This is a genomic window from Granulicella mallensis (assembly GCF_014203225.1).
In the GTDB taxonomy this organism is placed as follows: Bacteria; Acidobacteriota; Terriglobia; order Terriglobales; family Acidobacteriaceae; genus Granulicella; species Granulicella mallensis_A.
In genome coordinates, this window is the sequence record NZ_JACHIO010000008.1 from 120,767 (window position 1) to 134,923 (window position 14,157).

Consider the following 14,157-nt stretch of genomic DNA (forward strand, 5'->3'; position numbering starts at 1 on the left):
GTACTGATGCTGGATAGCTGTGTCTCCGCGAGCGGGAAGCAGATTCCCTCCGGGAATGACAACAAGAAAAGCAAAGGCAAGAACTGTGACGCGCCGTTCATTCATCCAAGAGTAGCTCGTTCAACGAACTAAAGGCTCAAGACAACATAACGGCAGAAACAAGAGCAAAAATAAAACGTCCCTGCCTTGCTACAAAGGAGGGACGTTTTATTTTTACGGTTGACGTTTAGTGGTTGTGACCAGGTGAGAAGCCGAAGATCACCGAGAACATAACACTGCGACCCGGCAGAATGCTGACAGCGTCCTGGCCGTTGATGGGTGTAGGCCCAATGGTATTGAGGTTGTCAGGATACGTCGTTCCATTCGCCAGGAGGTTCGCTGCCGGGACAGCCTTAGCAGAATACGAGATACCCGTGACATTGTGCTCGTCGAAGAGGTTATTGAAGCTCACGCGCAGTTTGGTCTGATCGAAGCGACCACCTGTGCGAAGAGTGTAGTTGATGAACGCGTTGGTCAGGCTGAAAGGTTGAACCGTTCCTTGATTATGATAGGCGCCGTTATCGAGATAGAAGGTACCGACGCGCTTGTTGAAGAGACCGAGGTCCCAGGCTTTGTGCTGATAGGTGAGAGCTTCTGTCTCGGTATCGGAGGGCGTCTGCTGCACCCAGAACGTACTCTTGGGGACTGGTTGAATCAGTTGCGGGGTTGTAGCGGTGCAAGCTGGCGCTTTGCCGCTGCAGGTGTCGTACTGATTGCCGGTGTAGTAGGCCCTGGCAACGGTGGCATTGAGATAGAGGCTGAGGCCGTTGTAGATATAGATGTTGCTCTCAGCCTCAAAGCCCTTGGTAATGGAGGGAGGCTGAAGGAAGTAGACCTCGGCGTTGGCATCTTCCTGATCGCTTCCTGAAGAGTAGCTGTTGTCGAAGCGGACGTGGTAGAAGTCCGCATCGAAGGTAGCGCGCTTCAGCTTGAGGACCGTGCCGGTCTGGTAGGTGGTGGACTTCTGTTGCTTGGGCAAGGTCTCGACGGGAATGAAGGCAGCGCCGGGAGTCGTCGATTGAGCGTAGTCGAAGGTGCTGCTCGGCGGAACGATGCTGCCTGTAGCCACCTGGCCATAGACGGACCAGTTGTTCATGATGCGGTAGTTTCCGTCGAGGGAGGGGAGCGTCTTGTAGTAGTTTCCGCCGTTGATGATGAAGGCATTTGGATTGCCAGTGCCGGCCGTACCAGGCGTAGGACCAGTGCCGAGGTTACCGATCGTCTTGCCGTCGTCCGCGTACTGTTTGGTGGAGATGGTGTAGTAAGAGAACTTCGTGCCAGCGGTTATATCGAGACGCTTAGTGACATGGAACTGATACTCGAGATAGGGCTGATAGGAGTTCGTCACAAACTTCTCGTTGAAGTTGGAGAGCGCCTGATCGGCCCAGTTGTTGAGCGGGTCGGAGGGAAACTGGTGACGGTTGGTGTTCGCCCACTCATACCAGGCGCCAGCGCGGAAGATGCCGAACTTTGAAGACTGACTGACCTGTCCGACTTCACCGTACTTGCGATAGCTGTTGTACTTGTCGACGCCGCAGGGCAGTTTGCCTTTGACCTGCACGTTGCAAGGCGCAACAGTGATTCCATACCAGGTCTTCGAGTTTGGATTGCCGTTGTAAGCAACCGTGGTGGATTCCGTAATCGGAGCGACGTTGCTGTACTTTTCAGAGTTGTCGTAGTCGTAGGTGTAGGGCTTGAAGTCGAACACGATACCGTGGCCGAAGGTCTTGTTTACATCGACGTATTCGAAGTCGGTGGGCACATGGTAGTAGTTGTACTTGTAGTCGAGGTAGTTGACCGGATCGGAGTTATTGGCATTGAGGAACTGGATGCCCGCACCGGTATACGGAAGAACGGGGGTTGTATCGCCTTTAGCGACAGGCCCTCCTGCTGAGGCTACCGTGCAACCATACGCGTTGGTTGCCGAGACACCGTACATCTGGCAGCGTGTGGCGCTGAAGTTCGGGGTATTGGCATCGAGCCAGATCACGCCGGAGAAACCAGTGATGACCATGCTGTCGGAAGGCCGGTACTGCACCTGGATGGCGCCGGCGTTGCGGGTCTGGTAGTTGAAGGTCTCATAGCCGTCCGATTGCAGATGATGGACATCGACCATCACATTGAACTTGTGGCCAGGGCCAAACTGTCCGCTGTCATACTCTCCGTCATAGAGAAAGGTATGGAAAGAACCGCCGGAGAACTCGCCGCGAACGTTCTGAATAGGATCAAACGGCTTGGAGAGCAGATGAATGGAGCCACCGAAGGGCGTGGGTCCGATGGTTGAGGCTGTGCCGGGGCTGCGATCGAAGTCGATGCCGCCGAGCCACTGCGAGGGGAAGAACGCCCAGGAGTGATGCGTCGGGCTATTCGTGTCGTAGAAGGGGATGCCATCGAAGTCGATGTCGTAGAAGCCATCGGGAAAGCCGCGGAAGAAGGTCTTCGACTGACCGAGGCCGACGCCGTTGCCGTTGGTGGTGAAGGTTCCGGGAGCCATCTCAACGGCTTCGCCGAAGTCGGCGACCGGTGACATGAAATTCTGGATGGTAGCTTCGGTGATCTCGGTGCGAGCGGAGCGCTCGTCGAGCAGAGCGTCCATGGGCGCGAGCGCCGCGGCGATGGAGCCTGTGGTGTCGGCATCGACCGTAACCTCGGTGGTGGTGGAACCGATCGCGAGGGTGAGGGAGACTTCACTCGGCTGGCCGTCGGCAACCTGCACCGACTTGCGGGTTACACCCTGAAAGCCGGGGGCGACGGCTACAACGGTGTACGATCCTGCACGCAGGCCGGAGATGGAGAAGTGTCCCTGGCCGTCGGCAGTGGTAGTTGAAGCGTGACTGGTGGCGTCGTTGCGAACCGTGATGCTGGCGTTGGCGATCAGGCCGCCTTTGGAGTCGGCGACGGTTCCCTGCAGCGTGTCGCCGGCAGTCTGGGCCGCGGCCTGCGAAAGCATTCCCACAGCGGAGAACAGAAACAGGCAAACGGTAACGGCGATCCGGAGAGCTCGACGATAGGGTTTGTTCGATTGAACTTCAAAAACTTTCACGTGTATTTCCTTCCACGGTTTGTCGTACGTTGGTCGGGCCCGGCGGCGTTACTTTGGGTGAGAGCAGAGAAACTCAAAGGGCTCTTGTTCGCTACGCGTAGACGCAGAAAGTCGAGCATGGCCCATGGGCCTGCCTTCCAATCCGAGAGATACAAATCTCTCCTGAACCGATATTGCGTTTTAACAAGAGTGCGTGCGCCCTATGAATAAAGCGTTAAAAAGAGGTGAATCTGTGTTAAATACAAAAGGTAAGTTATTCAAAACAGAGGACTTACATTTAAGGAAAACTTAAGGTTTGGGTGCTTTCTTAAGAAACGCTGAAGGCGGCTTTCAGGCGTTCTTCAACAGTGAAGGAATGGGTGCATAGGGCACTGATGCCTGCGGGAGACGGGGATGCCGGAGGGAGGCTTCAGGAGATAAGTTCTTCTCTTCCAGAGGCATCCATCTGGCATTGGTCACGATAGAACGCTGCTGGCTGGCGCGCTCTTACGGTATGTTCGCGCGCGCCGTCGGCTTGAGTGGGGGCTTCTCTGGCTGATTCGGCACGGTATTTGGGGAGAGATTTTCTGGTAGCAGGCTTTTTCGCTTCGATCAACACAGTCGTGTGAGTCTCTGTCGCGGCAGGGGCCGACACTTCTGGGTGACACGGGCGAAGAACGGGAGGAAGCAGATTCACTCGCTACGCTCGGAATGACAACCAGAAAAGCAAAGACAAAGGCGAGAGCAAGGTCGTGGAGGTGCGGAGATTTTGTACTGCACTCCTTACGCCATACAATATTGACTTGGCTCGCTGAATCGATGGAGTTGCTTCATCGGCTGTAAGTCATTGCGGGGCCTGTAGCTCAACGGTTAGAGCAGGGGACTCATAATCCCTTGGTTGGGGGTTCAAATCCCTCCGGGCCCACCAAATTTCAAAAACCTAGCGAATACATCTAAACATCACAAAATAATATATTTACAATGCCATATCGCCTTACAAGGGTGCTAGGTCAGCTTTAGCAAAAGTCACTTGATTTTGCGCTTCGGTACAATTGCGGTACAGCGCTCGGTGAGCCGGCCTGTCCAGGAGGTACCGTGGCGACTATCGTCAAGACTCCATCTGCTACGTGGAAAGCAGTCATCCGCAAGACCGGCTGGCCCACGACAGCGAAGACCTTTCGCACCAAACGAGACGCTGAAGATTGGTCGCGACGCACTGAGGACGAGATGGTGCGTGGCGCGTACATTCAGCGGGCAGGCGCTGATCGCCTTACAGTAGCTGATGCTCTGACGCGATACCTAGCGGAGATAACTCCAAGCAAGCGGCCAAGCTCTCAAATATCAGATCGGCAGAGATCGGCAATCCTCACGAAGCACTTGGGCAAATACTCCCTGGCCGCAGTAACTCCCGAAGTCGCCGCGAAGTTTCGAGACCTACGGCTTGCCGGCGAAGATCGGAAGGACGCCATAGGCGGGCCCGTTCCACGCTCAAACGACACTGTTCGGCTCGACCTGGCATTATTGGGACACCTCTTCACAATTGCGATAAAAGAGTGGGGTATCGGTCTACCCGCGAATCCAGTCATGAACATCCGTAGACCAACGCCCGCTCCTGGTCGCAACCGTCGCCTCACTGCTGGCGAGGAAGCTAAGCTCCTTAAGGCTGTGGCTCTCCACAGTAACCCCATGCTCCGCTGGATCGTGGGCATCGCCCTCGAGACAGGGATGCGCTCCTCCGAGATCACCGGGCTTCGTCGAGTGCAAGTGGACTTGGATCGTCGAATTGTGCGGTTGCTGGAGACCAAAAACACGACACCGCGTACTGTCCCTCTAAGCAAAGATGCCGTCGAGATTTTCCGTGAGGCGATAACGCATCCTGTGCGCCCCATAGACACCGATCTGATCTTCTTCGGAGAACCCGGTCGAGATGGCAAGCGTCGTCCATACAACTTCAATCCTGTATGGCTGAACATCAAGCGCGAACAGGGGCTTGCCGATGTCCGCTTCCACGATCTGCGGCATGAGGCAGTAAGCCGATTCGTCGAAGCAGGCTTCTCGGACCAAGAGGTCTCCGCAATCAGTGGTCACAAGTCGATGCAAATGTTGAAGCGTTACACACATCTGCGAGCCGAGGACTTAGTGGCTCGTATGGACGAAGCCGCGTTACGACATAGAGGTCAATTGCGTGAAGCGTAGCCGCCAATTGATCTCTGAACATGCCTCGTGGTTCCGATTGCGAAACTATGAGAGCTTGGAGACCGCGACACCGCTTGTTTGGTTCACACAGTTTGCATTGCGCATTGACCTCCAGAGAATGCGCTCACTTTTGATCGGACCAGACGATCCAAGCGTTCAAGTGTTGCGCTCCGTGCATGATGGTGCCGTCGCGCTTGTTCGCTCCAAAGGTGTCATCAAAGGGGTCGCTCTCGCAAAGCTATTGCAATATGGTGAGGCTCTGTCTCCTGAGGGATTTTCTACATTACGCATGGCTAATGCCAACGGTGTTTATCTCCGACCTATGAATCTCGAAGATTTTTTTCGAGTTAGTGACGCCCTGAAGGCCATTCCTCCTTCTGGGCTGACCGCAAATGACTCCGCAGGTCGCAACGGTGGAGGGCTCTACCGGTCTTCGGCAAAGCATAGCCCGTCGCTGGATCTCTCGGACTCTCTCGACCTTCATGTTCGTCGATCATTGGTCAATCTATATGAGACTTTTGTCACCGTTGATCTCCGCCTCCCTCGCGCACTATTAATCAAACAATTCGCAGAGGTCATCGACATGCAGCGAAAGACGCTGGGGCCATTGCTTCCGCCAGCCAGGCAAACCAAGATGCCATCCGGTGAGGCCTGGGCGAAATCACAAGTGCTCCCATATATCGACCTCTGCCAGTGGCGCGACGAACTGAAAGATAACGAGATTAGAAGCCGAATCAGCGATGCCGATATTGCATCGATTCTAGAAATCGACCCCAAAACGCTCTCTGAAACGACCAAGAATCATGCGGATGCTCTCACCGACCCGCTGAGTTGGGTTTTTATGCACCTTATGGAGTCCGCAAGCAGCGACCATAGAATTCCACTTACTCCATTACGTAAGCAGGAAAGACGCCGAAGAGACACCCCGAAAAATTGAAATTAGATTTCCTGTCGATTCAAGATGCTCCATTCCGTAAATTTGCCCTAACGAACCGATTCCACCGTAATCGTTGGGTGACTCATGAGCATAGAAGAAACACTGATTGGCCAATACGGCCCCCTGCTGACCACTTCACAGCTTGCCAAAGTTCTAAACCGATCTCCCGAGGGACTGCGAATTAGCCTGCGGTCGAGTAGTACTTGGGTCAGCCAGGTCAATGCGTCGCGGTTACGGCTTGGCAGACGAGTGTATTTTAGGACGGCCGAGATTGCACTGATACTCGCCGGCACCTCGGGAGTTTCGCATTGATCCGCCTTACAATTTCTAACCAGCGCGGCGGGGTTGCGAAGACTACCACCGCACTCACCCTGGCCCGCAGCTTTGTGGAGCGCGGCCTTCGAGTCCTTTTGGTCGACGCTGACCCTCAGGGGTCAATAGGCGCGCTGCTTTCCCTGAAGCCGAGCGCCTTCCTGCACGATCTGCTGATCCGCAGATTGGCGCTGCGGGAGTGCCTGATGAGTGTTCGACCGGGCTTGGACATCATCTGTGGCAATCGATACACCACCGAGGCCGAGACCACGACGATGAGCCTTCCCTTTCGAGAATTCATCTTCAAGCATTTGCTGGGTGAATACGAGAAGAACTATGACGCCGTTCTGATCGACGTAGCACCCTCGATTAGTCTCTTCCAGACCTGCGCGATGGTGTACACGCAGCAAGTTCTCATCCCGGTAGACATGGACATCCTGAGCGTGCAAGGTGCGACCGCCAGCATTCAGGCGGGCGAGATGTTGAATGGGATGCTGGCTGGCGGTCTCAATATCCGGGTGGCCGGGCTGCTTCCGGTTAAATTGGACCGGAGACTTGCGATGACGGACGTGGTGCTCAATACCCTGTCGTCCATTTCAGAAAAGCGTCAAGTACCCATCTATGCGGGGATACGCACCGACCAATCGGTCGTCAAGGCTGCTCGAAGCAGACAGTTCCTCGCAGACTTCGACCCCCGTTCAAAAGCCCTTGAGGACTATGAGTCACTGGCTACCCGCTTGCTAAATCAGTTTGCTCCTGGTGAGGTCGTACGCATCGATGAAAAGACAGCATAATACTACGGAGCTTCTGGACTGGGAAGAGCTTGAGGCGGCCCCTAACACTCGCGGCGCATTCTCATTTCTGCGTCCCTCAAATGGGGTCATCAATATCCAAGAGCATCGGCGAGAAAGGCTGGACGACTCTGCCGGTTCGGAACGTCACGACAAAGCGTCCACGGTGGATAGTATGTCCACCGTGGACGTTCCAGCCACTGGACCTGTACCTCTCACACGGACCAGACCGTACAAAATTCATCCCTGCCACACGGTTCAAGATGGGCAGTCAGCGGGTGAAAACCAGCTTCTGTCAGTTCTGTGGAGGTCTGGCGTTGCCGATGGAGCTGTGAGCGATGATCCCGATACCAAGCGGGTAACGATGGGATGGGATCGGATGGCCCGCCAAGCTCGAATAAGCGACAAGGGAGCCAAACGAATCCTTACAAGGCTGATTCAAAAGTTGGCAGTGGAGTTAATTGCGTTCGAGGATAGTGCGACGAGGACTGGCCGGACCTATAGGGTTTATTCGTATGGAGCGATTCTGCGTCGCAGAGCTGCTGCGGGAATGCTTTACGTGGTGAAGGATAAGGGTGTTCGCTTCCTGACCAATTCGGAAGTGGAGACATTCTTGACAGAGCAGACGGCGAAGCGAGTTCGCAATGGGACCACCGTGGATATACCGTGCACGGTGGACATACCGTCCCCCGTTAGGCGGGACATACCATCCACGGATACCGGGGACAAAACGTCCGGGGATACGGGGGGCAGTATGTCCACCCCTTTAAGAAGATCTTTAACAAGTAAGAAAAGAAGAACGACGACGACAGGCATGAACTTCGCTCCAATCGTCGAGGCGCTATCGGCCTATGTCACCGCAGACCAAAATGCGGCCAAGCAAATTGCCGACAGAAGCATCGCCGCTTGTGAGAACGCAGACGTCGAAGAGATCGTTTCCGTCATCCATGAAAAAGCGCCGTCGATCATGCGCGATCGTTCGATAAAGAATCCGCTTGGGCTTCTCATCCATGCTGTACCCAAATGCTTCGAGGGGACTGGCATTCTCCAACTTCGCAGGCATTGGGCTGCGGAGAAAGAGCGCGATGCATCGCAGGAAATGGAGCGTGAACGCCAACATCGAGAGTTTATCGATTTGGTGAGACGTGAACGCTGTCAATGTGAGGTTACGCTGGCTGATCCAGCTTCAACACAAAAACAGAAAGCATCGGCTGAAAAGCAGCTTTCAGAACTGATGCGCTATGAATGACTGATCAGTACCACGTTGTCCGACACTATTGAGAATAGTCCGTAGTTCTTCCCTTATCGCAGCCGTCGTGCCGCGCAAATTAATGGTGGCGAAGGTTATAGTGTGTCCTTGAATCTCTGCATGCTCGTAGGTGAAGCCATCGACCGACGGGTGTAGAAATAGGCCGGCAGTCTTGTCCCATTCGATGCCGTTACCTTCTTGCGATCTGACATAAGCGTACATCTGATATAGGTATCCGCTCTTAAGACTTTCCCCACCAAATCGGCGGTTACCGAGGATTGAAGCAAACTTAGTGTCGACTACGATGCGCCGTCCAGACTTCGGTGAATCCAAAACAATATCGGTCACCATCCTTGGGAGAATTGCCGCGAGACCCTCGGACTTGGAGGTGACCTGCCAGTTCAGTTGAATACTTTCTCGCACATTCCATCCGAGCGGTACAAGTTCAACCCGCGCGAATCCAACCACCGCTTTTTCAAATAAGCGGCGGACCCATCTTTCTTCTCGCTCTGGCGCTACAAACGCGGTCGTACCCGACTCCTCCGTTGGGAGTGCCAACTCGAAGGCAAGCTGCGCCAGTGCGACCATAAAGCGGTCCTGGTCGTCATTCCGACCCATTTGATCTAGAGCTATGTCCGCGCGTGACGGTCTTATGCCACCCACTCCTGATCTAGCGAGAACGGAAGCCAATCCTCTGCATCGGTGTCCTAAAGCCACATCCTCGACAGCTCGCGCCATCAAATCAAGCGCTGCCCTGACAAGCCTGTTGCGCGGTGTGTCGATTGTCAATTCTTGGAAGCGGCAGAAGACTTCGCCTCTAGAGAGCAAGAGGCGAGCCTCGGTAGTGAGAATATCGATTCGACCCCGCACCCGCGTGAGGGCCGTCTGGCGATCTCGATAGCTGCGGGTTAGATTTCGCCGGAGACGAAAGTCCACGGCGTCGACTAAAAGACGAGCCACCATGTCTGGGAGGTCGTCGGGGTCAGCCTCCACGAGTGTATTGAATTGGTTTCTGTATCTCGTAAGCTCGGAGGCGTACAGCATTAGCAGCCAGAGATTTCGGACAGGGATTCTCCCGACCATTCGCTCTCCAGCAATCGACACCAGGGTCGTCACGGAAGCTCCGAAAATAGCTTTGTCTGTTCTTCTTTGGCGCGTTCCGGTGAATCGTACCAATACTCATCGAGCAACGGGCCTATTTCGGTCTCGATTCGCGCGCGAAACCAGGCGACACCGTCACCGACTTTTTCCTCCGGGGTCACATACGAATGTCCAATCCTGAATTGTGGCCCCAGTGAGCTTGCTGACGAAATCTCCAGATTGAGGGCGACGATCCGAGTTTCAATCAATGTAAGCATCGCTTCATCGAGTCCTCGTTCCGAACACCAGGCGCGCCAAGCAGGTCCCAGGTTTGGCTCAAGATCAACGAATGCGAACCTCCTGCGCAGGGCCAAATCAACAATAGCCAGCGAGCGATCTGCGACGTTCATGGTGCCGATGACGTAGAGGTTATTGGGCACATGCACCCGCTCGTCCCGCTTTCTCCGGTAGGCCAGTTCAATCGCCTCTGAAGGATTTCGCTTTGTGCTTTCCAACAAGGTCAACATCTCGCCGAATATCTGGGCTGGATTACCACGATTGATCTCTTCTATGACGAGGACATACGGACGATCCGGCTCACTTAGCGCTGCTTCTACCGCCTCCATAAGGAGGCCATCTACAAGTTCCAAGCGGCCCTCTCCTGCAGGCCGCCATCCACGCACGAAATCTTCATAGGCGAGGGACGGATGAAACTGAACTACCCGGATTCGGGAGCGTGTAGTTTCTCGATCCTTGGAGCCAACGAGCGCATACCCAAGTCGCTTCGCCAACCAAGTCTTTCCTGTGCCGGGCGGTCCCTGGAGCACTAGGTTTTTCTTTGAGCTCCATCGGTCTAGCATGCTCTGAAGATTTTCGGCTGCGATAAAGCAGCCATCATTCACAATGTCGGCAACCGTGTAGGCAGGCTCGTCCTCTGCCTCAAGGATCTCCGGTTCCTCAGACTTGAGAGAAGAAGGGTCCTTGGAGATTGCATCAGCTCCCGCTCCGTATTTGTCAGCCCAATACGGCTGATTTAGAAACCAAGCATAGTCCTGAGCAGCGCGGTGAAACACGAAGTTCACAAGGCGCTGGGCATCCTCCCTCTCCATATTGGCTTCCACGACCGTCGTCCGATACGTAAAGAAGTACCAATCTCGCGCGGCCGACGATGGCTCCCAGGCTACGTTCACTTTCTTGCCATCTTGGCTAGTTTCCTTCACCGTGCCGGTCGCCTTAATTCGCATGACGGAGACGGGCTTTCCTCCAACATCAAATGGAAGGCCGCGCTTCTGTACGAAGCTGGCCTTGATCGCAATCCGGTCACCGGGTTTCATACGGCGGACCAGGTCTGAGAATTGGTCGTCGTACCCATTTTCCCAAATTCCCTCAGATAGGAATCGCGGCGTCTGATCGTCTGCGCCATTCCACAACGCTCCGACGAACCAGTAGGACTCTCCGTCCTCCTCCGCATCTGAGGATTGAGGCGCAGGCACCTTCTCTTCGTCCATAGTGGAGCCTAGATGAGTAGCATCACGGACGCGCACATATAGAGCCCAAGTGTCTTCCGGGCTCAAGTGCGTATCGACGCCCTGTGGTGTCAGAGCCCACAATCCGCGCTTCGGGGAGCCGATTAATTTTGCTTTGGCTAAATAGAAACGAGCCCAATGAACGTCGTTCTCAAAGGTCGTTTGCTTGCCATTCTCAATGAGGCGCATCAGGTCTTTTGCAGGCACGTCGCTGTGTGATTTGATCCAAGCTATCGCCTCGACAGGGCGCATCGGATTCGGGGTCGATCGAAGTGCGTCTAGTAGCAGCGGAAAATACTTTGTAAATCTGTACGCTTTTACCTCGGCCACCGTACATCCTCCAGACGCAATACTGGCGCTTTTAATCACTGGAGCTGAGTATAGCCGTGCGCTTAGGGACGGCTTCGGTCCGCTAAATCTGAGAGGGTGCCCGCCAACCCGATCCAATCACTCGCTTGACTCTCAACAACCTGGGACGGGAACCCAAGTCTCAGCCGAGATCAGCCAAGGAGCAAGATTGGCATTTAGGTGACAGGCATGGAATGTTTGGAGGAGCTGTGTTGTTCCTAAGAATGCGGTGCCAGGAAGGAGGAAGGTCGTATAGGAACATAAAGGAAACACCTTTTTCTTGGCTCAGCAAGGACCTATCTTATTTTGTTTCATATAGTTATAGAACCTTGTTTTTGTCCATCAATAAGGTGGAAACACCTTGTATAGTTCTTGCATGAAAAAGCAGGCCAAAAAGACGTCTCTAAAAGTACAGCAAACCATATATTTAGACGATTTGAGCGTCAGTTATATCAATGATTTAGTAGCAGAAAAGAACTACAGATCGCCAAGTGAGTGTATTCGTTCCATCATCACAAAACACAGGATGGGGGAAGATCCGGCGTTACAAAACGCAGAAGAAAAGATCAATGCGACGATGCAGCAGATCAGCAAACGACATACTCGCGATATGCGACGTTTGCAGCTTACGTGCGATGCGCTGGATGCTATGGTGCAGGTTCTAACGCGAATGCTTTTGCTGAATATTCCAGAGCCTTCAGCAGATGCGAAGGCAGCACTACGCGCGACAGCAGAAGGGCGGTACAACAATCTTCTACGGTTAGCGCACAAGCAGTACGAGACGCACATCAATGAGCGTAAAGAACTCGAAAGCATCGCAGACTTGTAAGCGAGCGACGAGCACCTATTTCGCCAACCGGCTGTCACTCTTTGGTGCAGAAAATTGGATGATCCGCGATTGCGCTTTTCGAGTCTCTTCGCCGCCTGAACGTACAAATTCAGGCGGCGAAGAGACTCAGTTGGAAGCCTGTCCGCAGCAGTAGCAATCGATCCGCATCGAATGATGCTATAACAGGCCAACGTACTCGTTGAGCAAGGATTTGAGACGATATAGGAACGTAATCGTAGAGAATGTTCTTCTCGCCAGTTAAGCGGTGCGAGAGACATCCTCCAAGGCTTAGTCTACGATTTTGGGGTTGGTATGGGACCCCCTAAGGGGGTCGTACTCACGAGCATAATTAAGTAGAGGTAGAAACATGAACGATGTAAAGGGTTCGGCTGCTGAGTCGTATTCAACACCACGCCGCAATAAGAGTGCCCCAGAAGTGATGACACCTTTATCAATGCGGCTGCGTCGCTCTGTGCATGTACGCTTTATCGAATACGCGGATGAGAAACGCCTGTCCTACCCTGATGCGTTGGAAGATTTGCTCAACAAGACATTGCAGCGAAGGTCGTCGAAACGTAGAAAATAGGAAACTTGGCGAACAGTATTGTGCGTTCGGGCGAGCCATTAAAGATGGTTTTTTACGTGCTACATATACAGCACATCTGTCGCGGAAGGAGAGAATTATGAAGTCAGAAAACGATGGTCTAAAAACGTCCCAGAACGCCATCAAGAACCTGAAATCATCGACGACGCCAGTTATGAGCAAGCTATCGGTCGAGCACTCTCCGAATACCTTGTCGATGGAAGAGTGGGTGCAGAACGGCATCAACCGCCTGAACGATCAGACAACACCCTTTCCAAAAGTGTTCTAAGACCACTTACACGCTCTGAGTGCGTCAGCACTCGCTACGTTAGCCCAACGACGTTTCAGCACGAATCTGCTAACCTCATCCCATGAAGCGTGTCGGCCCACTCCTCTCGCTCATGCAACAGGCAGGGCTCGCGCTCACTATCGGCGTCATCGCCTCTCTTTCCTGGTTCGTTCAGATCCTCTTTCGATCCCATTCCCGCACTTCTTTCACTCTTTGGTTCCTCCTGTACTTCGTCGTCGGGCTGGGGACCTTCATAGCTTCGATCTGGATCAGCTATGACCTCCGGACAGGCATCGAATCCGGACGCTGGCCGGAAACCGAAATTGAACGCTTTCGCACCATCTTCGACAAGCCGTGGCTCAACGGTCTAAACGTTACGCTCGCTTTCGCTGCGGTTTTTTTCATGTTCTTCGAGCTTCTCGCAAGCCATCTTCATCATGTCCCTGGCTATGGGTATGGCCTGCTCTTTTTCTCTCAAATCCTTTCGCAGTTCTCAATGGCTGTTCGTCGCCCACGCCCACGTTCCACAGACCAGCATATCGATTGGCGCAACGCACCTCCCATCACCTCCGACCACTGGGGATCCCCGTCATAGCCAGAGTCCCTTATGAACTTGCAGGGCGATAGGGCTCTATCGGCAGCCATGCCGGAGGATGCCCTGGTCTACGTCTTCAGCCACGGTCAGTTCATGCAAGCCGCGCGTTCCATCGTCATGGATTTCGAACTGACCGAACGAGAGATGATGTGGAAGTTCGGGGGAAGGAAAGCGCGAAAAACAACAGAAATACCTTTCTTTATTCCCGTGAACATTCACGGTTTGACCCAGCTTTGCTTCACAGTGTATTCTCCGTGAATGTTCACGGAAACAAAACCAGACTCGACGGCCTTAGAACGGCAGCAAAGACGCATTAAACGCCTCAGGCAGCAGGGAGTCGTTCGATCGACTGTACTCGTGC

12 protein-coding genes and 1 tRNA gene are annotated in these 14,157 nt (G+C 53.8%); 10 read left to right on the forward strand and 3 right to left on the reverse strand.

The annotated features are described in order from the left end of the window. Window positions 1-226: 226 nt before the first annotated feature. Entirely contained in the window at window positions 227-3,082 is a 2,856-nt protein-coding gene (locus HDF15_RS10885) for a TonB-dependent receptor (RefSeq protein WP_184255446.1), read from the reverse strand. An 831-nt stretch (window positions 3,083-3,913) separates the two neighbouring features. Here HDF15_RS10885 and HDF15_RS10890 point away from each other — a divergent pair. The 5 genes from HDF15_RS10890 (at window position 3,914) to HDF15_RS10910 (ending at window position 8,546) form a co-directional block, all read left to right on the forward strand. Beyond that, a tRNA-Ile gene (locus HDF15_RS10890) sits at window positions 3,914-3,989 on the forward strand. A 167-nt stretch (window positions 3,990-4,156) separates the two neighbouring features. Continuing rightward, a complete protein-coding gene (locus HDF15_RS26240; RefSeq protein WP_184255447.1) occupies window positions 4,157-5,257 on the forward strand; it encodes a site-specific integrase in 1,101 nt (366 codons plus the stop codon). A 55-nt stretch (window positions 5,258-5,312) separates the two neighbouring features. After that, window positions 5,313-6,194: a hypothetical protein gene (locus HDF15_RS10900; protein ID WP_184255448.1), complete on the forward strand. Its 882-nt coding sequence runs from the start codon at window positions 5,313-5,315 to the stop codon at window positions 6,192-6,194. A 308-nt stretch (window positions 6,195-6,502) separates the two neighbouring features. Continuing rightward, the gene (locus HDF15_RS10905; protein WP_184255449.1) at window positions 6,503-7,300 is read left to right on the forward strand and encodes a ParA family protein; all 798 of its coding nucleotides are present in this window, start codon (window positions 6,503-6,505) and stop codon (window positions 7,298-7,300) included. Between the two features lie 751 nt (window positions 7,301-8,051). Then, entirely contained in the window at window positions 8,052-8,546 is a 495-nt protein-coding gene (locus HDF15_RS10910; protein WP_184255450.1) for a hypothetical protein, read from the forward strand. On the opposite strand, the gene mcrC is transcribed toward HDF15_RS10910, so the two are convergent. Further along, window positions 8,523-9,629 carry a 5-methylcytosine-specific restriction endonuclease system specificity protein McrC gene (mcrC, locus tag HDF15_RS10915; RefSeq protein ID WP_184255647.1) on the reverse strand — a complete coding sequence of 369 codons (1,107 nt, stop codon included), beginning with the start codon at window positions 9,627-9,629 and terminating at the stop codon, window positions 8,523-8,525. The genes HDF15_RS10910 and mcrC overlap by 24 nt on opposite strands. A gap of 29 nt (window positions 9,630-9,658) precedes the next feature. Next, a complete protein-coding gene (locus HDF15_RS10920; protein ID WP_221314375.1) occupies window positions 9,659-11,482 on the reverse strand; it encodes an AAA family ATPase in 1,824 nt (607 codons plus the stop codon). A gap of 394 nt (window positions 11,483-11,876) precedes the next feature. On the opposite strand from HDF15_RS10920, the gene HDF15_RS10925 reads away from it, so the two are divergent. From HDF15_RS10925 to HDF15_RS10945, 5 genes are all read left to right on the forward strand, one after another. Continuing rightward, a complete protein-coding gene (locus HDF15_RS10925; protein WP_184255451.1) occupies window positions 11,877-12,329 on the forward strand; it encodes a hypothetical protein in 453 nt (150 codons plus the stop codon). Window positions 12,330-12,696: 367 nt separating this feature from the next. After that, complete coding sequence (locus HDF15_RS10930; RefSeq protein ID WP_184255453.1) at window positions 12,697-12,915, forward strand: hypothetical protein; 219 nt, start codon at window positions 12,697-12,699, stop codon at window positions 12,913-12,915. A 97-nt stretch (window positions 12,916-13,012) separates the two neighbouring features. Next, window positions 13,013-13,201 carry a hypothetical protein gene (locus HDF15_RS10935; protein ID WP_184255455.1) on the forward strand — a complete coding sequence of 63 codons (189 nt, stop codon included), beginning with the start codon at window positions 13,013-13,015 and terminating at the stop codon, window positions 13,199-13,201. An 82-nt stretch (window positions 13,202-13,283) separates the two neighbouring features. Then, complete coding sequence (locus HDF15_RS10940; RefSeq protein WP_184255457.1) at window positions 13,284-13,796, forward strand: hypothetical protein; 513 nt, start codon at window positions 13,284-13,286, stop codon at window positions 13,794-13,796. 12 nt (window positions 13,797-13,808) lie between these two features. Continuing rightward, on the forward strand, window positions 13,809-14,054 hold the full coding sequence (locus HDF15_RS10945) for a hypothetical protein (protein WP_184255459.1): 246 nt from the start codon (window positions 13,809-13,811) through the stop codon (window positions 14,052-14,054). Window positions 14,055-14,157: the final 103 nt, after the last annotated feature.

Bases quoted from the DNA above. Each gene is read 5' to 3' on its own strand.
- HDF15_RS10925 (WP_184255451.1), top strand. From the start codon at position 11,877: ATGAAAAAGCAGGCCAAAAAGACGTCTCTAAAAGTACAGCAAACCATA.
- HDF15_RS10945 (WP_184255459.1), top strand. From the start codon at position 13,809: ATGAACTTGCAGGGCGATAGGGCTCTATCGGCAGCCATGCCGGAGGAT.
- HDF15_RS10910 (WP_184255450.1), top strand. From the start codon at position 8,052: ATGTCCACCCCTTTAAGAAGATCTTTAACAAGTAAGAAAAGAAGAACG.
- mcrC (WP_184255647.1), bottom strand. From the start codon at position 9,629: ATGGTCGGGAGAATCCCTGTCCGAAATCTCTGGCTGCTAATGCTGTAC.
- HDF15_RS10940 (WP_184255457.1), top strand. From the start codon at position 13,284: ATGAAGCGTGTCGGCCCACTCCTCTCGCTCATGCAACAGGCAGGGCTC.
- HDF15_RS10935 (WP_184255455.1), top strand. From the start codon at position 13,013: ATGAAGTCAGAAAACGATGGTCTAAAAACGTCCCAGAACGCCATCAAG.
- HDF15_RS10930 (WP_184255453.1), top strand. From the start codon at position 12,697: ATGAACGATGTAAAGGGTTCGGCTGCTGAGTCGTATTCAACACCACGC.